At 53.4% G+C, this 19,092-nt stretch carries 21 protein-coding genes; 19 read left to right on the top strand and 2 right to left on the bottom strand.

The window, feature by feature from the left end; genetic code table 11:
* Window positions 1-214: 214 nt before the first annotated feature.
* Together ACVBEJ_RS05830 and ACVBEJ_RS05825 are read right to left on the bottom strand one after the other, a co-directional pair.
* Window positions 215-547 (bottom strand): energy transducer TonB, encoded by a 333-nt coding sequence (locus ACVBEJ_RS05830; RefSeq protein WP_447128672.1) that lies wholly within the window; start codon window positions 545-547, stop codon window positions 215-217.
* Between the two features lie 583 nt (window positions 548-1,130).
* Window positions 1,131-1,637 carry an excinuclease ATPase subunit gene (locus ACVBEJ_RS05825; RefSeq protein WP_447128671.1) on the bottom strand — a complete coding sequence of 169 codons (507 nt, stop codon included), beginning with the start codon at window positions 1,635-1,637 and terminating at the stop codon, window positions 1,131-1,133.
* A 190-nt stretch (window positions 1,638-1,827) separates the two neighbouring features.
* On the opposite strand from ACVBEJ_RS05825, the gene ACVBEJ_RS05820 reads away from it, so the two are divergent.
* From ACVBEJ_RS05820 to ACVBEJ_RS05730, 19 genes are all read left to right on the top strand, one after another.
* Complete coding sequence (locus ACVBEJ_RS05820) at window positions 1,828-2,571, top strand: beta-ketoacyl synthase chain length factor (protein WP_447128670.1); 744 nt, start codon at window positions 1,828-1,830, stop codon at window positions 2,569-2,571.
* 1 nt (window position 2,572) lies between these two features.
* Window positions 2,573-3,379 carry a lysophospholipid acyltransferase family protein gene (locus ACVBEJ_RS05815; RefSeq protein WP_447128669.1) on the top strand — a complete coding sequence of 269 codons (807 nt, stop codon included), beginning with the start codon at window positions 2,573-2,575 and terminating at the stop codon, window positions 3,377-3,379.
* Complete coding sequence (locus ACVBEJ_RS05810) at window positions 3,330-3,590, top strand: phosphopantetheine-binding protein (protein WP_447128668.1); 261 nt, start codon at window positions 3,330-3,332, stop codon at window positions 3,588-3,590. The genes ACVBEJ_RS05815 and ACVBEJ_RS05810 overlap by 50 nt, the downstream gene beginning before the upstream one ends.
* A complete protein-coding gene (locus ACVBEJ_RS05805; RefSeq protein ID WP_447128667.1) occupies window positions 3,590-3,850 on the top strand; it encodes an acyl carrier protein in 261 nt (86 codons plus the stop codon). The genes ACVBEJ_RS05810 and ACVBEJ_RS05805 overlap by 1 nt, the downstream gene beginning before the upstream one ends.
* Complete coding sequence (locus tag ACVBEJ_RS05800; RefSeq protein WP_447128666.1) at window positions 3,850-4,476, top strand: hypothetical protein; 627 nt, start codon at window positions 3,850-3,852, stop codon at window positions 4,474-4,476. The genes ACVBEJ_RS05805 and ACVBEJ_RS05800 overlap by 1 nt, the downstream gene beginning before the upstream one ends.
* Complete coding sequence (locus tag ACVBEJ_RS05795) at window positions 4,469-6,235, top strand: AMP-binding protein (protein ID WP_447128665.1); 1,767 nt, start codon at window positions 4,469-4,471, stop codon at window positions 6,233-6,235. Before ACVBEJ_RS05800 ends, ACVBEJ_RS05795 begins: the two co-directional genes overlap by 8 nt.
* Entirely contained in the window at window positions 6,228-7,013 is a 786-nt protein-coding gene (locus ACVBEJ_RS05790; RefSeq protein WP_447128664.1) for a glycosyltransferase family 2 protein, read from the top strand. Before ACVBEJ_RS05795 ends, ACVBEJ_RS05790 begins: the two co-directional genes overlap by 8 nt.
* Window positions 7,010-7,966: an LpxL/LpxP family acyltransferase gene (locus tag ACVBEJ_RS05785; protein WP_447128663.1), complete on the top strand. Its 957-nt coding sequence runs from the start codon at window positions 7,010-7,012 to the stop codon at window positions 7,964-7,966. The genes ACVBEJ_RS05790 and ACVBEJ_RS05785 overlap by 4 nt, the downstream gene beginning before the upstream one ends.
* A complete protein-coding gene (locus ACVBEJ_RS05780; RefSeq protein ID WP_447128662.1) occupies window positions 7,956-9,509 on the top strand; it encodes an HAL/PAL/TAL family ammonia-lyase in 1,554 nt (517 codons plus the stop codon). The genes ACVBEJ_RS05785 and ACVBEJ_RS05780 overlap by 11 nt, the downstream gene beginning before the upstream one ends.
* Window positions 9,496-9,948 (top strand): acyl-CoA thioesterase, encoded by a 453-nt coding sequence (locus tag ACVBEJ_RS05775; RefSeq protein ID WP_447128661.1) that lies wholly within the window; start codon window positions 9,496-9,498, stop codon window positions 9,946-9,948. Before ACVBEJ_RS05780 ends, ACVBEJ_RS05775 begins: the two co-directional genes overlap by 14 nt.
* Window positions 9,949-9,951: 3 nt before the next feature.
* The gene (locus tag ACVBEJ_RS05770; protein WP_447128660.1) at window positions 9,952-10,572 is read left to right on the top strand and encodes a LolA family protein; all 621 of its coding nucleotides are present in this window, start codon (window positions 9,952-9,954) and stop codon (window positions 10,570-10,572) included.
* Window positions 10,573-10,616: 44 nt separating this feature from the next.
* On the top strand, window positions 10,617-12,902 hold the full coding sequence (locus ACVBEJ_RS05765; RefSeq protein ID WP_447128659.1) for an MMPL family transporter: 2,286 nt from the start codon (window positions 10,617-10,619) through the stop codon (window positions 12,900-12,902).
* Complete coding sequence (locus tag ACVBEJ_RS05760) at window positions 12,892-14,133, top strand: NAD(P)/FAD-dependent oxidoreductase (RefSeq protein WP_447128658.1); 1,242 nt, start codon at window positions 12,892-12,894, stop codon at window positions 14,131-14,133. The genes ACVBEJ_RS05765 and ACVBEJ_RS05760 overlap by 11 nt, the downstream gene beginning before the upstream one ends.
* A complete protein-coding gene (locus ACVBEJ_RS05755; RefSeq protein ID WP_447128657.1) occupies window positions 14,130-14,705 on the top strand; it encodes a DUF3261 domain-containing protein in 576 nt (191 codons plus the stop codon). The genes ACVBEJ_RS05760 and ACVBEJ_RS05755 overlap by 4 nt, the downstream gene beginning before the upstream one ends.
* Window positions 14,702-15,916, top strand: coding sequence for a beta-ketoacyl-[acyl-carrier-protein] synthase family protein (locus tag ACVBEJ_RS05750; protein WP_447128656.1), 1,215 nt, complete (start codon window positions 14,702-14,704; stop codon window positions 15,914-15,916). Before ACVBEJ_RS05755 ends, ACVBEJ_RS05750 begins: the two co-directional genes overlap by 4 nt.
* Window positions 15,917-15,931: 15 nt before the next feature.
* Window positions 15,932-16,357: an Sbal_3080 family lipoprotein gene (locus tag ACVBEJ_RS05745; RefSeq protein WP_447128655.1), complete on the top strand. Its 426-nt coding sequence runs from the start codon at window positions 15,932-15,934 to the stop codon at window positions 16,355-16,357.
* Window positions 16,350-16,808 (top strand): ApeP family dehydratase, encoded by a 459-nt coding sequence (locus tag ACVBEJ_RS05740; protein ID WP_447128654.1) that lies wholly within the window; start codon window positions 16,350-16,352, stop codon window positions 16,806-16,808. Before ACVBEJ_RS05745 ends, ACVBEJ_RS05740 begins: the two co-directional genes overlap by 8 nt.
* Before the next feature lie 114 nt (window positions 16,809-16,922).
* Entirely contained in the window at window positions 16,923-17,648 is a 726-nt protein-coding gene (fabG, locus tag ACVBEJ_RS05735) for a 3-oxoacyl-ACP reductase FabG (RefSeq protein WP_447128653.1), read from the top strand.
* Window positions 17,648-18,871: a beta-ketoacyl-ACP synthase gene (locus ACVBEJ_RS05730; protein WP_447128652.1), complete on the top strand. Its 1,224-nt coding sequence runs from the start codon at window positions 17,648-17,650 to the stop codon at window positions 18,869-18,871. The genes fabG and ACVBEJ_RS05730 overlap by 1 nt, the downstream gene beginning before the upstream one ends.
* Window positions 18,872-19,092: the final 221 nt, after the last annotated feature.

The raw sequence follows: 19,092 nt of genomic DNA, 5'->3' as shown, positions 1-19,092 counted from the left end.
GTTGGCAGAGGGCTTGGGGAAAGGCGGCAATTGGATGGAGATTGCCGCGGTCGCTCCGCTCCCTCGCAATGACGGAAGCTTATGGACAAACCACAAAAAAAGCCCCGCCAGGAATGGCAGGGCCAAAGGCTGGATGGATTCCCAGCTGTTCCCAAGTTACGCAAAATACCAACCGCTTACTGTGACCTGGGTTTCTTGAATCTGCTAACTGTGGCTAGTTTTCCAGTTCAAAGTGAATTCTGGCTACCACGCCACTAACCGCCACCGCCACACCGCTTTCAATTTGAGGCCGGTATTTCCATTTCTTTACCGCTTTGACGGCATTGCGGTTGAAAACCCGAGCGGGCTCTGCCGCCAGTACGCGAACATTGGTGGTGGTGCCGGTAGCGGTGATATCAAAAATCACATCCACATAACCCTCCAGGCCCTTTTCAATGGCATCGCCGGGGTAGCGCGCCGCCACAGCGTTATTCAGGCTCGCGGTGCGTTCACTGGCGCCGTCTAACAGGCTGTCTTGAAGACCTTTCGGGCCTGTGACAACACTCATTATCTCGCCTTCAATAATTGAACTTTTTTCAATGGTGACGGGAGTAAAAGGGGGGTCGGTTATGCTCGCCGCAGTCATCGGTGGGGCTGGCTTGAACTTGAGCTTCGGGACCTCGGGGATAAGCCGTTGTATAAACACATCGTCAATGTTGGTCGGCGGTTGAAAAGGATCCATGGGTAAGCAACAGATACCCCCGTCCTCTGGTTTGGCATCAGAACTGACCAGCGATGTCATAAAAAGCAACAGCCCGGCAGTGGTGACTGTGGCTGCAAGAAGGGCCTTTAATGGGCGTGTTGATGGCGGTTGTGAAAGCAGCATAAATCCCCCGGTTTGTTGTTGTGCTACAGGGGGATAAACGTGGGTGCTGTTGGAATCGGGTTAGCTGTATAAAAGCGGGCGGCTATTTGCAGCCGCCCGCATCGATGAGTTATTTCAACCTGAGTCCGTGACTTCAGAGCGGCGTATAGCACAAGCTCTTGATTCCACAGCGGTTTGAAAAATACCCACTTAACCGATGGGTGAAGCTAAGATTTTTCAATTCCACTGTGAAACCAATATCTTGCACTCTACACTCACTCTGAAATCACGGATTCAGGTTCAACTTAACGACTTTGCCTACCAGTGTAACGCCCGCCATAACTGCACCGGCACCACACTCGAATTCGGTGCTGCTTTTCACGGTATTCTTCTTGTAGTAACTGTGAATAAAGACCGCATCTCCACCTTCGTTTACCGCGCGGTTCTGCATCGACAGCATGGCGGACAGGAAGGCCCACTGGCAGGCTTTTTTGTCGCTCTTGCCAAAGGCATTGGTTTTTTTGTTGGCGGTGTAAGTGCCCAGATTCTTGGCAATGGCAGGCAGGTTTTTGTCGCCAAAATAGAATTTGATGCCCTGATTGAGCTTTTCTTGCGCCGCTGGAGTATTGAGTGCGTCATCCAGCGAGTACATGTGTTTGGTATCCCGGGCCAGTGCCGGAGCGCTAAATGCCAACAGCACGGTGAGAATGGCGGATAGTTTGATGGTGGCGTGTTTAATGGTGAATGGTTTAATGGTGAATGGTTTTATGGTGAATAGTTTAGTGAGTTGCATGGTGGATCCTCCTCAAGTCAATGGTCCTTTGCCCTGTGGCAATGCAATGATAACTCCGTTACCAGGGGAGGGGTAGGGGCACTCGACATGGTTATTCGACATGGGAGGCAAGGGGCTGGCAAGGCTGTCGGCGCGATGTGCAAATCCGTATAATGCCGGATTCGAAAAGTTCCTGTCGGGATTGCAGGTTATGACATTGACACTCACTATCGAGCGCTGGGCCGCCTGGTCGCCGGGTTTGGAAACCACTGATCAGTGGCAGCAATGGGCCGCCTCTGGTAACCCTGTAGCGCAGCAGTCGCAATGCCTGGCAGGGGATGTTCCCGATGTTTCCTACATGCCCGCCATGTTGCGGCGCAGGCTGTCACCACTGGCCAGAACCGCACTGCATGTGGCCTGGCAGTGCCTGGACGACGGTCAGCAGGTGCCGCTGATCTTCAGCTCCCTTTATGGGGAGAGTGATCGCACCTTCCAACTCACCGAGGCAGTGGCCAAACAGCAGCAGGTATCTCCGGCGTCTTTTAGCCTGTCGGTTCACAATGCCATTGCCGGGCAATTGAGTATTGCCCGCAATATTACTGCCGAGATTTCCTGCCTGTCCCCCATGGGGGCGGGCGTGGTGCCCGCTTTGCTGGAAGCGGTGGGTGTTTTGAATGAAGGGCAGTGGCAGCAGGCCCTGGTTGTTTTCTACGACCGCCCACTGCCGGCGCTCTATCAACCTACAGTGCCTGGGCCCGGCGGCACCTTGGCTTGTGCATTGCTGGTTTCAAAAGACGGCCCGGCCAATCTGACATTGCAGCGGCAATCCGGAGAGGGTGAAGCTGTGCCCCAGGAGCAAGAGAGTCAACTGCTGGATTTGATCAGAGTGCTGGCCGGTGGTGCCGACAATGCTCTGTGCAACTGCTCCGGCTCAAGCTGGCAGCTGGCGAGTTGATATGAGGCGACTGAATTATATCTGGCGTTTGATCGGCACTGCGATAGGCTTTTTCTTCTTTGGCCTGGGCGGTTTTTTGCTGGGAATTCTGGTGTTTCCCCTGTTGAAGTTGTTTACTCCGGCCAGTGAGTTGCAAAAGCGCTCGCGGCTGGTACTGCATTATATTCTGCGTGCCCACGTCTGGTTGTTGTGCAGCCTGGGTGTGCTGAAGCTGGAAATTTACGGCGCAGAAAAATTGAACCGGAAAGGGCAATTGGTGCTGGCCAATCATCCCTGTCTGCTGGATGTGGTATTTTTGATCAGCCAGATTCGCAATGCCAACTGTGTGGTCAAGCACGCGCTTTGGAAGAATCCTTTCACCGGAGGGCCGGTGCGCGCTGCCAACTATGTCAGCAATAATGATTCGCACAGTATGATTCAGGGCTGTGCAGGCAGTCTGGATAGTGGCGACAGCCTGATGATCTTTCCGGAAGGAACGCGCACCACGCCGGGTGAGGCGCTGCGTTTCCAGCGGGGGGCTGCCCAGGTAGCGCTGCGTTCTGAGGCGACCATAACGCCGGTAGTGATTCACGGGGCGCTGCCGGCCATGACAAAAGATATGAAGTGGTATCAGATACCCGAACGAAAAATGCACTTCACCTTGTATGTGGGCGACGATATTGATATTTCCCGCTATCGCCAGCAAGCCAATATCACTGTGGCCGTAAGGCGAGTGACTGAATTACTGCAACATCATTTTACCGAGGAGTTGGAAAAGCATGGTGGAACTGGAAAACGAACTGAAGCGGATGATTGTCGATACGCTTAACCTGGAAGATATTTCCATTGAAGAAATCGATTCTCAAGCGCCCCTGTTTGGAGATGGTCTCGGCCTGGACTCCATTGATGCCCTGGAGCTGGGAGTAGCCATGCAAAACAATTATGGCATCAAGCTGAACTCGGAATCAGAAGACACCAAAAAGCACTTTGCCTCGGTGCACAACCTGGCATTGCTGGTGCAACAATCGAGGGAAAAATAATGGCTTATGCGATGAACAACCGGGATGAGATATTCGATACTCTCTGCGATGTGCTGGTGGAAATGTTTGAAGCCGACAAGGGAGATATCACCATGGAAGCGCGCTTGTACGAAGACCTGGATATCGACAGCATCGATGCCATTGACCTGGTGGTGAAAGTAAAAGACATTACCGGCAAACGGGTGAAGCCTGAGGACTTCAAGGCGGTGCGTACAGTGGGTGACGTGGTGGTCGCCATCGAGCGATTGCTGGGTATTTGATGCGCGCCCTGTTAACCGGGCTTTTGGTCACCATCACGGCATTGTACCCGGTGATGGTTTACCTGTGGGTTGGGGATATTTCGCCGCGGGTGATCGGTGCTGCTTTGTTGCTGATACTGGTGATTCGCTTTGTGCTTGCAAGAAACTCCCCATCCACCCTGTCAATGGGCAAAGGGTTTCCCCTGTTGTGCGTCTTCGCTCTGTTGTTGATGGTGCTAAACCACCGCGAGATGCTGCTCTGGTACCCGGTTCTGGTCAATTTTCTGATGCTGTTGGTGTTTGCCTATACCCTGGTGTCTCCACCCTCGTTGATAGAGCGTCTGGCTCGCATTCGCGAACCGGATTTGCCGGAAAATGCGGTTATATATACCCGCAAGGTAACGCTGGTATGGTGTGTATTTTTTGGCCTTAACGGGTTGTTGGCAGCGCTGACGGCAATCTGGGCCAGCCTTGAAATCTGGACTTTATACAACGGCCTGATCGCTTATTTGCTGATGGGCCTGATTTTTGTCATTGAATGGCTGGTGCGACGCCAGCTTCGCAATAGCAGTCGCAGTGACAGTGACAGCAGCCTTAATAACAATAACCTTAGTAACGATAACCTTAGTGACAACGAACATGCCTAACTCTTTTCTGTCGCTGCAAAAGCTGATGGCAACAGGGCGGTGTCACTCCTGCCCGGTTGCCTGGCATAACGGGCGCACAGTGCTCTGGGGCGAATTTGCAGGTGAGGTTGGCAATTTGGCGGCGTGCCTGCAACAGCGCCCGGAAGTCCGCTGGGGTGTTTACATCAAAGAGGGTTATTCGTTTTCAGTAGCGTTGATGGCCTTGCTTCACGCTGGCAAAATTCCGCTACTTGCTGGCAGTGGTCGCCCTGGTGCTGCCACCGGGTTAGCCGCTCAGGTGGATGCTTTACTCGGAGACTTTGAGTCCGCTGATGGCATAACCATAAGCGGTGTCGAAGAATTGCTTGATGCAGCCTCTAAAGAACCACAGCATTCTTTTACAGAGCTGGATGCCGGGCAAACCCTGGAGCTGTTTACCTCGGGCTCAACGGGAGAGCCCAAGTGCGAAGCCAAGCAACTGAAGCAGATTGTTGCCGAACTGGACAGCCTGCAAAACAGCTGGGGCAGTCGCCTGGGTAATGCCGTAACGGTTGCTACCGTCAGCCATCAGCACATATATGGCCTGTTGTTTAAAATTCTCTGGCCCCTTGCAGCGGGCAGGGCCTTTGTCAGCAACAGTTACCAGGATCCTCAGGCGCTTCTTGAAGACGCCGACAACTTCGCCGCTTGCAACTGGGTGGCGAGCCCGGCCCATCTCAAACGTTTGCACGCAGCACTGCCCTGGGAACGGGCGCGGCAACAGCAGATTGCGATATTTTCCTCTGGTGGATTGCTGCCAGCGGACAGCGCCAGACAACTGGAACAATGGTTGGGTGAGCCTCCAATAGAAGTCTATGGCAGCACGGAAAGTGGCGGCATCGCCTGGCGTCAGCAGTGGGATGGCCAGCAACCCGGTGATGATTGGCGGGCCTTTGCCGGGGTTGAATTGTCCCAGGGTGAGCGCGGGGAGTTGCTGTTGCGCTCCCCGCATTTGCCCGAGGGGGTCACTCTCGCCATGGCGGATGCGGTGAAAATGACCAGTGAAGATACTTTTCAACTGCTGGGGCGCCTGGATCGCATTGTCAAAATTGAAGGCAAGCGTCTGTCTCTGCCGGAGTTGGAAAACCGGTTGCAACAAAATTCCGCAGTGAGTGAAGCGCGAGTGCTGTTACTTGAACAGGATGGGCGTCAGCAGGTGGGGGCTGTAGTTGTATTGAGCGAAAAAGGCCAGGGGTTATACCAAAAACAGGGGAAGTCGGCGCTGGCACGCCAGCTAAAATCGCAATTGGGGTTTTTCTATGAAGCGGTTTTGTTGCCGCGAAAATGGCGATTTGTGGAACAGTTACCTATGAATGCCCAGGGAAAGTTGTTGCACAAGCAATTGCAATTGTTGTTTGTTGACTCCACTACCAAAAAGAAAACCATGGAACCTGTAAAAGAATTAAAAACTCTGCCTCCGGTATTGTCCGAGCAGCGCCTGAATAACAGTGTCACACTCGACCTGCGGGTTGAAGCAGATTTGGCCTATTTACCCGGTCATTTTCCGACAACACCGATTGTCCCCGGTGTGGTGCAAATTCGCTGGGCGGATTATTTCAGTCGGCAGTATTTTGCGCTCGGTGCTTTTACCTCCATGGACGCGATCAAGTTTCAAAAAGTGCTGCGGCCAGACACGAATATTCAGTTGGACTTGAGCTTTGACGAGGCCAAAAAAACAATCAGCTTTTGTCTGCAATCAGACGCTGGCGTACACAGCCAGGGGAGGTTGAGGTTTGCCTGAGCCCGGTAGTGCACCATTCACACTTTGTGTGGTGATCCCCGTGTACAACCATGAGGAAGCCATAGGCACTGTAGTATCAAAACTATTGGCCCATCGGCTTCCCTGCATACTGGTGGACGATGGCAGCAGTGCTGCATGTGCGGCGGTTCTCGATCAGCTGGCCATACAGCCGCAGGTGAGCCTTTTGCGGCGCAGGGAAAATGGCGGCAAGGGTGCCGCCGTTATGTCGGGCTTTGCAGAAGCCTGGCGCCTGGGATATAGCCATGTCTTGCAGATTGATGCCGACGGCCAGCACGATGTGGCTGATGTCCCCCGCTTTGTAGAGCAGGCGCAATGTCATCCGTGTGCGGTGATTAACGGCGAGCCCCGTTTTGACGAGTCGGTGCCCAAGGTGCGTTTTTACGGTCGCTACCTGACGCATATCTGGGTGTGGATCAATACACTTTCTACCGCTATTGGCGATACCATGTGTGGCTTTCGCGTATATCCACTGGCCGCCGTAATCACTCTGATGGAGCAGGTCAGTCTCGGCAAAAGAATGGATTTTGATACGGAAATACTGGTGCATCTGAGTTGGCGCGGCATTGATGTGATGCCCTTGAAAACAGCGGTCAACTACCCGCTGGACGGGGTTTCCCATTTTGATTTGTGGCGGGACAATGTGGCCATATCCGCCATGCACGCCCGCTTGTTTGTGGGCATGTTGATCCGCTTGCCCATGTTGCTCAGGCGCAAGCTGCGAAAGCGTGGATTACAAAAGTGCAAGTCTTGCCCATGAATGATTTCAACTCCCACAAACAGCAACACTGGTCGGAACAGCAGGAAATTGCCAATCCGCTGGGTATTCGCATTCTGTTGTTTTGCTACCGCTATGGTGGGCTGCCGCTTTTTTGGCTGCTGGCCTGCCCGGTGGTGTTGTACTATTTTTTGCTCGCTGGCAAAGCTCGCCGGGCATCCCTGGAGTATTTGCACTTGCTGCATATCGCCACTGGCGGTAAAACCCCAAAAAGCACCTGGTGGAACAGCTATCGGCACTTGCTCAGCTTTGCGCAGAATTTACTGGAAAAATTTTCCGCCTGGATTGGTGGTATCAACGAGCAAACAGTACAGTTCCCGCAGCGGGATATTTTTACCCGCTTGCAATCCCGGCAGCAGGGGGCGGTGTTGTTTATTTCCCATTTAGGGAACACAGAAATGTGCCGGGTTCTCTCTATGGTCAATCAGGGCGCCCGGCTCAACATACTGGTGCACACTCGCCATGCGGAGAGCTTTAACAAATTACTGGAAAAGGTAAACGGCCATCGGCAGGTAGAGCTCTTGGAAGTTACCGAACTGGACGCGGCCACTGCCGCTACGCTGTCGCAACGGGTTGCCAGTGGTGAGCTGCTGGCCATTGCCGCCGACAGAACACCGGTAGGGGCCGAGGGGCGCCGTACGGAAGCCAGTTTTCTGGGGCGCACAGCGCCCTTTCCGCAAGGGCCGTACATTCTTGCTGCACTGTTGAAATGCCCGGTGTACAGCCTGTTCTGTCTGCGTCAGAAAACAGGCTATCGGGTTTATATCGAACAATTTGCGGAGCAATTGATATTGCCCAGAGGGGCGCGAGAATCTGCACTGGCAGAATACGCACAACAATACGCTGACCAACTGGCTTATTACTGCCAGCAGGCACCACTGCAGTGGTACAATTTTTTTGATTTTTGGCAGGGATCTGATTTACGTGAACACTGAAAATAAACCGGTAGTGGTGTTCGATACTGCGCCGTTAACCATTGAACAGGTTGTGGCTGTTGCCGAAACCAAAGCCGTTGCCAGATTGAGTGACGATCAGAGGTTTGTTGACATCATTCGCCGGGGTTCCAATTTTCTGGAACAGCTTCTGGAGGAGGAGGGTATGGTGTACGGAGTCACTACCGGCTACGGAGATTCGTGCACCGTTGAGGTTCCCTTGAATATGGTGGAAGCCCTGCCCAGGCACCTTTACACCTTTCACGGCTGTGGCCTGGGTGCCGAATTGGACGCCACTCAGGTGCGCGCGGTGCTTGCCACTCGCCTCACCAGCCTGACCAGAGGCTACTCCGGTGTACGCTATCGGCTGCTGCAACAAATTGCTCTACTGTTGGAACAGAATCTTCTGCCGGTGATTCCCGAGGAGGGTTCCGTTGGTGCCAGTGGTGATTTGACGCCGTTATCGTATCTGGCGGCGGTACTGGCCGGAGAGCGCGAACTGCATGTAAATGGCCAGCGTCGCAAAACCGCAGAGGTGTTTGCCGAGCTGGGCATCGAGCCACTGAAATTCCGCCCCAAAGAAGCCCTGGCGATAATGAACGGTACCGCAGTGATGACGGCACTGGCGTGTCTTGCCTACAAACGCGCGGAATACCTCAGTCAATTGGCCTGCCGAATTACATCACTGGCATCGGTCGCTCTGGCGGGTAATCGCTATCACTTTGATGAACTGCTTTTTTCCGTCAAACCTCACAGCGGGCAAATAAAAGTGGCCCAGCGCATTCGTCAGGATTTGCATGTGGGAGAGGCGCCGAGGCACAGCCATCGCTTGCAGGACCGCTATTCACTGCGCTGTGCACCCCATGTGATCGGGGTGCTGGAGGACTCTCTGCCCTGGTTGCGGCAATTTATTGAGGGCGAATTGAACAGCGCCAACGACAACCCGATTATTGATGGTGAAGGGGAGCACGTACTCCATGGCGGCCACTTTTACGGTGGCCATATTGCCTTTGCCATGGATGGTCTGAAAACCGCCGTTGCCAATATTGCCGACCTGCTGGACCGGCAAATGGCGCAGATGGTGGATGTGCGCTTTAACCACGGTTTGCCCGCCAACCTTTCCGGTGCGGACAGTGACACCGCCATGATCAATCACGGCTTCAAGGCAGTACAGATTGGTGTTTCCGCCTGGACTGCTGAAGCACTGAAACTGACCATGCCCGCCAGTGTGTTTTCGCGCAGCACGGAATGCCACAATCAGGACAAAGTGAGCATGGGCACTATCGCCGCCCGTGATTGTTTGCGGGTGCTGGAGCTGGCCGAGCAGGTGGCGGTTGCTGTTTTGTACGCTGCTGTCCAGGGCGTTGAGTTGCGTTCTGCACAGGGGCAATTGCAGAGCGAATTGCCCGCAGAACTGGCTGATACAATGGCAAAGATTCGTCAGGTAACTCCGCTTCTCAAGGAAGATAGAGCCCTTGAAAAAGAGCTGCGCCAAGGGCTTGAGGAAGTGCGCCAGAGAAACTGGAAACTTTATGATGAGATCTGACTGGCAGGCGGAAGTGGTACTCGAAATACCCTTTCACGATGTGGATATGATGGAGGTGGCCTGGCACGGCCACTACGTCAAATATTTTGAAATTGCCCGTTGTGCGTTGCTGGATAAACTCAACTACAACTATCGGCAAATGAAAGCATCCGGCTATGCATGGCCGGTAATAGACCTGCATGTTCGCTACGCCAGGCCCGCCCGCTTTGGCGCTTCCATACGAGTGTTGGCAGAAATTGCCGAATACGAAAATCGCCTGAAAATCAACTACACCATTTTTGACCAGATAACCGCTGCACGGTTGACCAAAGGGCACACCTGTCAGGTTGCGGTGGATATGGCCAACGGGGAAATGTGCTTTGCCAGCCCTCAGGTACTTTATGATCGCCTGGGTGTTGAAATGGATGGGCAGATGGATGGGCAGATGGATGGAGAGTAACGAGTGAGGATAGTGATTTCAGGGATGTTGGCTTTGTTGCTGTGTTGTTCTGTGGCGGCGGAAACTGCCACGGATGATTCTGTGACGGCGTTGCAGAATATCTCCCAACGGTTGCATCGCTCCGAGATTGTGCGGGGTGAATTTGTGCAGCAGCGTCATCTGAAAATACTCAGCCGCCCGCTGACGTCAACGGGGGACTTTTACCACCAACAAAATCTGGGTGCCCGCTGGCGGGTGTTGGAACCGTACCCATCCACCATTCATATTACCGCTCAAGGGACGGTATTTAGCTCAGAACAGAGTCAGCCCATGGCGGAGGATTTTGGTCAGCTGTTATTGGCGTTGTTGCTGATTGACAGTGCACAACTGAGCAGCCATTTTCAGGTAAAGGCGGTAATTTCTGAAAGCCATTGGGATCTTGCCCTGACGCCTCGTTCCGGTCCGTGGCAGCAGGCAGTCACAAAAATTCTGGTCACTGGTGACAGCGCGGTGCGTTCTATCGATATCCATGAACATGGGGGTGATCGCACGGTGGTAGCCATCGAAAATGTCGCCTGCGAACCCCTGTTAAACCCGGCGCAGAAAAATGAATTTCTGCGCGCAGTAAACCAGCCTGCCCAGTGATGCCGGACGGGGAAAAACGCGGTGCAATTGCCTGGCTACTGGCGATGATTCTGCTAGCCATACCTGTGTTGTACAAAGGGGCTGACCTGTACCGGGTTGAAACTGATCTGATGCAATTATTGCCAGCGGTGGATCAGCAGCCAGCGGTCAATCAGGGGCGCCAGCGTTTGGCGGAAACTGCGCAGCGCCGGGTACTGCTGATGGTCACTGGCGACAATCGCGACCAGGTGGTTGATGCCAGTGTGCAGATACAAAACAAGATTCGGCGAGCGGATTTTCTGCAGTTGCAAAATCAGGCGGTTGTCCAGCAACAGGCAAGGGCGTTTTATCAACAACTTTTTCCGTACCGCTATCAACTGCTGACCGGGCCAATTGCCAAACAGCTGCAAAGCAACCCCGAACAGTACCTTCAGACAAGCAAACAACTGCTATACAACCCCACAGCCTTCGCCCGTGCAAAAAGCCTTGAAAGCGACCCTTTGTATTTGTTTGGCAGTTATTTTGAACAGCTGTTTCCGACATCGCTTAATGCCCGCGACGGTGTACTGCTCGGTGAATCCTCGGGCACCCATCACGGGCTGGTGGTCGCTGAAGTAAACAAAGGGGCTTTTGACCTGGGCCAGCAGGAGCAACTGCTGATATTGATACAGACATTGCAGGAAGAACTCGACAGCGAGCTCAGTCTGTATATAACCGGATTGCCGGTGTACGCGGCGTCCGGTTCCAGCCGCGCACAACAGGAAATTCGCCTGGTGGGGGTTGGTTCGCTGCTAGGCGTTGTATTGCTGCTGATCGCCACCTTTGCTGCCATTCGACCATTGATGCTGGCGCTGCTGGCAATTTCTACCGGTATTGCTGCCGCCTGGACCCTGAGCGGACTTTTATTTGGCCAGCTGCATATTCTTACCCTGGTATTTGGTGCCAGCCTTGTGGGGGTTGCTGTGGACTATTGCCTGCATTATTTCTGCAGCCATCTGCCCGGTACAGCCAATGGCGACTCAACTGCTGCGGGGCGGAGCCCTGTTGTACGCACGATGGCTCTGGCCTTGTTTACCACAGTGGTGGCCTATCTCACCGTGGCGTCTGCCCCGTTCCCCGGTTTAAGGCAAATGGCGGTTTTTTCGGCGCTTGGTTTGTTGTTTTCCTGGCTCACAGTTGTGTTGTTGTTTCCATTTTTGTTGCGCGGCTTTCCCTGGCCTCGTCGTCACTTTCTATTGTCAATGGCAAGTGATATGGCTGATCGGTGGAGCCAATGTATGGTTGCGGGGCGTTGGTTTGCGGTGCCATTAGTACTTGCGGTTATTTCGGGCAGTGTTTGGTTGCACAGTGAAGATGATGTGCGTCAGTTACAGGTGCCGAATGCAGACCTGAAAATTCAGGAAGAATTGATCAAGTCTCGCTTGCCGGAGACCTACGACAGCCGCTTTTTTGTGGTTGAGGGCAGTTCCGAAATTGAGCTGCTCAAACGCGAAAGAAAGTTGGCCCAAGGCTTGAATGATTTGCAAAAAGCAGAGGTTATTTCAGGCTATCAGGGCTTGTCGTTGCTGCTGCCAAACCAACAGAAGCAGCGTGAGAATTATCGCTTGTTGCAACGCAGTTTGTACGACAGTGGTGCGTTGCGCAGTTACTTGTTGGCCCTGGGGTTTGACAACTCCCTGATTGACGCAGAGGTCGCGGCATTTCAACAGGCGAGTGAGCGCACCCTGACCTTAAATGAATGGCTGGCTGCCGCACCGGATCACTGGAAAAACCTGTTTCTTGGATGTGCCGATAACCGTTGCCGTTCCATCGTGCGTCTGCAAGGAGTGCAGGATGTGGCCGCGTTGCAGCAACAGGTATTGCCCGCAGGCGCGTATCTGGTGGACACGGTAGGGGATGTTTCCGCAGTAATGGCAACCTATCGTCAGCGGGCAGCGTTGTTGCTGTTATGCGGTGTGCTGATTGCGATTCTATTGCTGGTTTTGCGGTTGGGCACCAAGCGAGCCGTGCTTGCCATCGGGGTTCCGGTCACGGCAATAGCCATGACTCTTGGAGCGTTGGGTTGGTTGGGAGAATCAGTCAATCTGTTTCGGGTATTTGCCCTGCTGCTGCTTTTGGGTATTGGCGCCGACTTTGGCATTTTTGCGGTTCGCCAGAGCAGCCTTGCCGCTCATACAGCACTGGCAATTATTTTGTCGGCACTGACCACGTTGTTGGCGTTTGGTTTGTTGTCGGTCAGTGATACCGAGGCGGTAAGGTCGTTTGGGCAAACGCTGTTAATCGGCATTGCCGCTGCGCTGTTGCTGGCACCGGTAGCGGCCAAATTGCAGGAGCATGGAAATGGAAAATAAACGGCACAGCGATGTGCTGGTCATTGGCGCAGGGCCGTCCGGTGCACTGGCAGCGGCGTTGCTTAAACAGCAGGGCTTTGATGTTACTGTTGTCGAAAAAGAGCACTTTCCAAGATTTTCTATCGGCGAGAGTTTGCTGCCTCAATGCATGGAATTGATTAAAGACGCCGGTATGCTGGAAGCGGTTAAAGCGGCTGGCTTTCAAGCCAAAAATGGCGCTGCCTTTAACTGGCGTGGGCGCTACACCGATTTTGATTTCAGCGATAAGTTTTCTCCTGGCTCGAACCTCACCTACCAGGTAGAGCGTGCCAGCTTTGACAAAATTCTGGCAGACTGTGCCGCTGCTCAGGGCGTGGAGATTCATTACGGCCGGACAATTCAACAGGTTGCTTTCGACGACCAGGGCTGCACAGTGTATGCCCGCAGTGGCAGTGGTGAACAATATGTGCACACCGCTCGATTTTTATTGGATGCCAGCGGTTTTGGTCGGGTATTGCCGCGTCTTTTGAAACTGGACAGGCCGTCTGATTTTCCGTCAAGGCGATCCATTTTTACCCATGTGGAAGATCGCATTGACTCCCCGGATTTTGACCGCCGCAAAATACTGGCCACCGTGCACCCGGATCACCGTGATCTGTGGTATTGGTTGATTCCATTTGCCAATGGCAGAAGCTCCGTGGGTGTTGTTGCCGAGGACGCTTTTTTTGCGCAACTCGACGGCGACAAGCAGACAATTTTACGGAATTTGCTTAACCAGGACCCGGTATTGTCACGCCATTTGAAGCACGCTGTTTATGACACCCCGGTCAACACCATTGTTGGTTACTCTGCCACGGTATCTCGTTTGTGGGGCGAGCGTTTCGCCCTGTTGGGGAATGCCGGTGAATTTCTAGATCCGATATTCTCCTCCGGGGTCACCATCGCCATGAAATCGGCGACCCTGGCGGCGGCTGCGCTGGCCAGGCAACTGCGAGGTGAAGCGGTAGACTGGGATGCGGACTACGCCCGGCCATTGCAGTCCGGGGTAGAGACATTTCGAGCCTTTGTTGAAATGTGGTACGAGGGTAAATTGCAGGATATATTTTTCTACCCCGGTGCAGATCCCTCTGTGCGCGCGCAGATTTGTTCCATTTTGGCCGGTTATGCCTGGGACAACGATAACCCCTTTGTGCACAGCACACGGAGGCGGCTGGATGTATTGGCGAATGTTTGCTGTGAGGAGTTAGTGTGAATCTGCACATGCCTTTTGCCGTTTTGTTGTTTGCCATTTTGTTGTTGGCCGGGTGCCAAAACAACCCCCGGCCAGCTGTGCCAGAACATCGGGCAATGCCTGTTTTGGCCCCCGCTGATTTTGTCGGTTCTGTGCAATTGCAACAGCGGGTGACCGGGGAATATGCGGGCAAGCAACACAAAATGCTGTGTGTTCTGGAGGTCAATTCAGATACCCTCAGCCTGGCCGCATTGTCCCCGCAGGGGATAAAGCTGTTTGGCTTGCAGTACGATGGCCAAACCCTGCAACAGAGTCGCAGCCGCTGGATACCGGAACAGCTGCAGCCGATTCAGGTGTTGAACGATATACAGCTGGCACTGTGGCCTGCGGAGGCAATTATTGCCCGCCTGCCCAATGGCTGGCAGCTGGTCGATAAAAACAGCGAACGCAACCTGTTTGAAGGGGGGCAGTTGCGGGCTGCGGTGATCTATACCCAGGGAAAACCCACAGCAAAAGACGGAGAGTATCAATTGGTGAACCACCTCTACGGTTACAGGCTTCAAGTGAAAACCCTGGAGGCCGTTGCACTGTGACAAACTGTTATCTCAATGATCTTGGCGTAGTCTGCGCACTGGGACAGGGCAGGGAGCAGGTATCGGCGGCCTTATTCCATGGGTGTCGCAAAGGTATGGGCACAAGCACCCAATACGGTGCCCAGGGAGAGGGGCTGCCCGCTGATGTGGTGGTGGGTGAAGTGAAAGGGGGTTTGCCCGCTGTGCCAGAGGCGCTGTCTGACTACCAAAGCCGCAACTGCCAATTGTTGTTGGCGGCGTTGCAAGATATGAAGGCCTCAGTGGATGTTTGCCTGTCACAGGTTGAAAGTCACCGTATCGGTATTGTGATTGGTACCAGTACCTCGGGGATTGCACAGGGTGAAGCCGCCCACAGAGCGTACCACAGCACCGGAGCATTACCTGAAGGGTACAGTTATCGCCAACAGGCCATTGGTGCTCCGGCGGAATTTTTGCGGCAATACCTGGGAACTCGTGGGCCGGCGTACACCCTTTCCACCGCCTGTTCATCCGGTGCCCGGGCGCTGCTATCCGCCCGCCGGTTGTTGGCACTGGGCCTGTGCGATGCGGTAATAGCCGGTGGTGCGGACAGCCTGTGCGGTATGACTGTGCAAGGGTTTTCGGCACTGGAGGCGGTGTCTGCTGGCCACTGCAACCCGTTCAGCGCCAACCGGGACGGTATTAACATCGGTGAGGGTGCGGCGCTTTTTTTGGTAACAAAAGAACCTTCAGAGGTTGCTTTTCTGGGGGCGGGCTCAAGCTCCGATGCCCACCATATCTCTGGCCCGGACCCCACCGGTAACGGCGCTTTTCGCGCCATGCAACTGGCATTGCAGGATGCCGGAGTATCTGCCGATCAGGTAGACTATCTCAACCTCCACGGCACCGCCACCCGGCAGAATGACGCCATGGAAAGTTTGGCGGTGGAGCAGTTATTCGGCAGTGGTCTGGCATGCAGTTCAAGCAAACCGATGATTGGCCACACCCTGGGTGCTGCCGGGGCGATAGAAGCGGCTTTATGCTGGCTGACGCTGAACCGCAGAGATGGTGCGTTGCCCCCACATCTGTGGGATGGCGTCAGAGATGAGTCTCTGCCAGAATTGAATTTTGTAGCGCAAGGAGGGCGTCTTGAGACTGCTGTTAAGCTCTGTTTGAGTAACTCTTTTGCCTTTGGTGGCAATAATATTTCTATAATGCTAGGCCAGCCAGGTTGCATGGTTGAAAATAATTAATAGGGAGTAATTAAGATGAAAAAAATTGCATTATTGATGCTTTTGGTAATGATTTCTGGTTGCACTTCAATCGATGTGTCTGAGGTGGATAAGTCGCACCAAATGACACATGTATGCATAAAGAATAACCCCAAAGTGATCGTGAAAAACTTTGTTCAAGTGATTGAAGATGGCTTTCAAGATCACTTGATAACGACTGAAGTATATATGGGGCAGAGGCCTGCTCATTGCAAGTTTTGGCTAACGTACACTGCGTTAAGATCGTGGGATTTCAGTCCATACCTTTCTCATGCCGAGTTACGATTGTTTAAAGATCATTCCAGAATTGGTTACGCGGATTATCATTTAAAAGGTAAAGGCGGGTTTGCTCTAAATAAGTGGGCCAGTGTGAAAAGTAAAATGACACCTGTGATAAACCAATTGTTAGGTCAGTATGAGTAGGCAAAAAGTGGGCTTATGGCCCATAGACGAGCTGATCCCGCACAGCGGCGATATGATACTGCTGGATAGGGTGCTGGAGTCTCGCGACACAGGTGTCACCGTTGCTCTTACGGTTCGTCAGGACGGTTTGTTTGACACGGATGGCCGTGTGCCTGCCTGGTTGGGTATTGAGTATATGGCCCAAACCATCGCCGCCTTCGCCGGAATCAAGGCCCGGAAAGCGGGAGAGCCGGTCAAGTTGGGTTTTTTGGTGGGTACTCGTCGCTATCAAAGCCCTCGAGATCATTTTCGGTGCGGTGAGCAGCTGACAGTCAGCGTGGATGAAGTGCTGGAAGGGGAAAATGGCCTGAGTGTGTTTGCCTGTGAAATCAGCGCTGATGATTGCTCTCTCACGGCGAATCTGAATGTGTTTCAGCCCGAGGATGTCGAGCAATTTCTGGAGCAGCAATAGAGGGTGTTAACGCCTTCTTGTAGTGTTGCAGATTAATTTTTCCAGGCACTGCACCAATGAGCTCGATAAAATTAAGTCGAAGAATTACGGACACCTTGAACGGAATAAAAACATATGACAAAAACAGTTTTGGTTACCGGTTCCAGCAGAGGTATTGGCCGTGCTGTGGCACTCAAGCTGGCCAGCGATGGCTACAATCTGGTTATTCACCATCGCAATTCCGCCGCTGCCGCTAAAGAGGTTCAGGAAGCTATTGTTGCCATGGGGGGCGAAGCCCGCATACTGGGTTTTGATGTATCTGACCGGGCGACAACGGAAGCGACATTACTGGCGGATGTAGAAAAGCACGGTGCTTATTATGGCGTGGTGTGCAATGCCGGAGTCGCCCGTGATAATGCGTTCCCCAGTTTGACAGGGGAGGAATGGGACCAAGTGCTGCGCACCAATCTGGACAGTTTCTACAATGTTCTAAATCCACTGGTGATGCCCATGGTTCGTCGCCGCAAACCCGGCAGGGTGGTGACCATATCATCGGTTTCCGGAGTTATGGGCAATCGGGGCCAGGTGAACTACAGCGCGGCAAAAGCAGGTATTATCGGCGCCACCAAAGCGTTGGCACTGGAGTTGGCGAAACGCAAAATCACAGTCAATTGCGTGGCACCGGGATTGATTGAAACAGATATGCTCAGCGATTTGCCAATGGATGAAGTCAGCAAGATGATTCCCTGTCGCCGCCTGGGGAAGCCGGAAGAAGTGGCTTCTGCGGTCAGCTTTTTGATGTCGGAGGATGCGGCTTACATCACCCGTCAGGTTATATCAGTTAATGGTGGTATGTGTTAATGAAAAGAGTGGTCGTTACCGGAATGGCAGGGCTGTCGCCCATCGGACAGGATTGGCCCAGCGTGTCGGCCAGCCTTCGCGCCAGGCAAAGCGGTATCCGCTATATAGAAGACTGGGACAAATACGAAGGTTTGAATACCCGGTTGGGCGGGCCGGTTTGCGATTTTCAAAAACCCGCCCACTACAGCCGCAAGGCGACCCGCGGAATGGGCCGGGTGGCGATAATGGCCACTCGCGCTACTGAGCTGGCGCTGGAAGATGCGGGACTACTGGGCGACCCGAGCATACAGGATGGCCGCATGGGAGTTTCCTATGGGTCTTCCACAGGCAGTACCGATGCGATTGCAGATTTCGGAAAAATGCTGCTTCATCATTCTACCGACGGTCTCAATGCCTCGTCTTATATCCGCATGATGAGCCATACCGCTGCGGTTAATATCGGCGTTTTCTTTGGCTTGAAAGGCCGTGTTATTACCACTTCCAGTGCTTGTACATCCGGCAGTCAGGGGATTGGTTATGCCTACGAAGCCATCAAAAATGGACGCCAGTTGTTGATGGTTGCCGGGGGAGCAGAAGAACTTTGTGCTACCGAGGCGGCGGTTTTTGACACACTGTTTGCCACCAGTACCCGCAATGATTCCCCACACTCGACCCCGTCACCCTTTGACCGCAACCGCGATGGCTTGGTGATCGGGGAGGGCGCTGGCACGCTGATTTTGGAGGAGCTGGAACATGCCCAGGCCAGAGGTGCGACCATATACGCCGAGATTGTAGGCTTTGGCAGCAATTCCGATGGTGCCCACATTACCCAGCCGTCCCGGGATACCATGCAGGTGGCCATGGAGCTTGCGCTGCAGGACGCGCAGTTATCCCCGGAGAGCATTGGTTATATCAGCGCCCACGGAACAGCCACAGATCGGGGCGATGTGGCGGAAACCCAGGCGACCGCAAAGATATTTGGCAGCGCCACCCCCATCAGCGCTTTGAAAAGTTTTACCGGCCATACACTGGGAGCCTGCGGAGCATTGGAAGCCTGGACAGCGATACAAATGATGAACGAAAGCTGGTTTCACGCCACGCTAAATCTCACCGACCGCGACCCGGAATGCGGAGATTTGGACTACATCGTGGGAGAGGGGCGAAACCTGGATTGCGAGTATGTGATGAGTAATAACTTTGCTTTTGGTGGGATTAATACGTCTTTGATCTTTAAGCGAAACTGATAATTTATAGCACTGCTGTCCCATAAACTTTAAGTTTTTATCCCTGAATCACAGGAAAAATAAGGCCGTCAAAGAGTTTGGGTTCGCGGCAGACATGAATTGGGTATTGCTTGCTGTGACGCGCCGTAAACCCATCCATGGGGGCTCGAGGTCAGCATCCTTGCTGACCACGGTCACATCAAGCAATACCCAATTCATGTTGTTCGAGTTTGTGGGACAAC

Source organism: Porticoccus sp. GXU_MW_L64 (assembly GCF_052983295.1).
The sequence above is the reverse complement of the archived record's forward strand: the minus strand, read 5'-3'. Positions and strand labels throughout refer to the sequence as shown.

Bases quoted from the DNA above. Each gene is read 5' to 3' on its own strand.
- ACVBEJ_RS05730 (WP_447128652.1), top strand. From the start codon at position 17,648: ATGAAAAGAGTGGTCGTTACCGGAATGGCAGGGCTGTCGCCCATCGGA.
- ACVBEJ_RS05795 (WP_447128665.1), top strand. From the start codon at position 4,469: ATGCCTAACTCTTTTCTGTCGCTGCAAAAGCTGATGGCAACAGGGCGG.
- ACVBEJ_RS05830 (WP_447128672.1), bottom strand. From the start codon at position 547: ATGAGTGTTGTCACAGGCCCGAAAGGTCTTCAAGACAGCCTGTTAGAC.
- ACVBEJ_RS05765 (WP_447128659.1), top strand. From the start codon at position 10,617: ATGATTCTGCTAGCCATACCTGTGTTGTACAAAGGGGCTGACCTGTAC.
- ACVBEJ_RS05820 (WP_447128670.1), top strand. From the start codon at position 1,828: ATGACATTGACACTCACTATCGAGCGCTGGGCCGCCTGGTCGCCGGGT.
- fabG (WP_447128653.1), top strand. From the start codon at position 16,923: ATGACAAAAACAGTTTTGGTTACCGGTTCCAGCAGAGGTATTGGCCGT.
- ACVBEJ_RS05825 (WP_447128671.1), bottom strand. From the start codon at position 1,637: ATGCAACTCACTAAACTATTCACCATAAAACCATTCACCATTAAACCA.
- ACVBEJ_RS05815 (WP_447128669.1), top strand. From the start codon at position 2,573: ATGAGGCGACTGAATTATATCTGGCGTTTGATCGGCACTGCGATAGGC.
- ACVBEJ_RS05785 (WP_447128663.1), top strand. From the start codon at position 7,010: ATGAATGATTTCAACTCCCACAAACAGCAACACTGGTCGGAACAGCAG.
- ACVBEJ_RS05745 (WP_447128655.1), top strand. From the start codon at position 15,932: ATGAAAAAAATTGCATTATTGATGCTTTTGGTAATGATTTCTGGTTGC.
- ACVBEJ_RS05775 (WP_447128661.1), top strand. From the start codon at position 9,496: ATGATGAGATCTGACTGGCAGGCGGAAGTGGTACTCGAAATACCCTTT.
- ACVBEJ_RS05810 (WP_447128668.1), top strand. From the start codon at position 3,330: ATGGTGGAACTGGAAAACGAACTGAAGCGGATGATTGTCGATACGCTT.
- ACVBEJ_RS05740 (WP_447128654.1), top strand. From the start codon at position 16,350: ATGAGTAGGCAAAAAGTGGGCTTATGGCCCATAGACGAGCTGATCCCG.
- ACVBEJ_RS05760 (WP_447128658.1), top strand. From the start codon at position 12,892: ATGGAAAATAAACGGCACAGCGATGTGCTGGTCATTGGCGCAGGGCCG.
- ACVBEJ_RS05805 (WP_447128667.1), top strand. From the start codon at position 3,590: ATGGCTTATGCGATGAACAACCGGGATGAGATATTCGATACTCTCTGC.
- ACVBEJ_RS05800 (WP_447128666.1), top strand. From the start codon at position 3,850: ATGCGCGCCCTGTTAACCGGGCTTTTGGTCACCATCACGGCATTGTAC.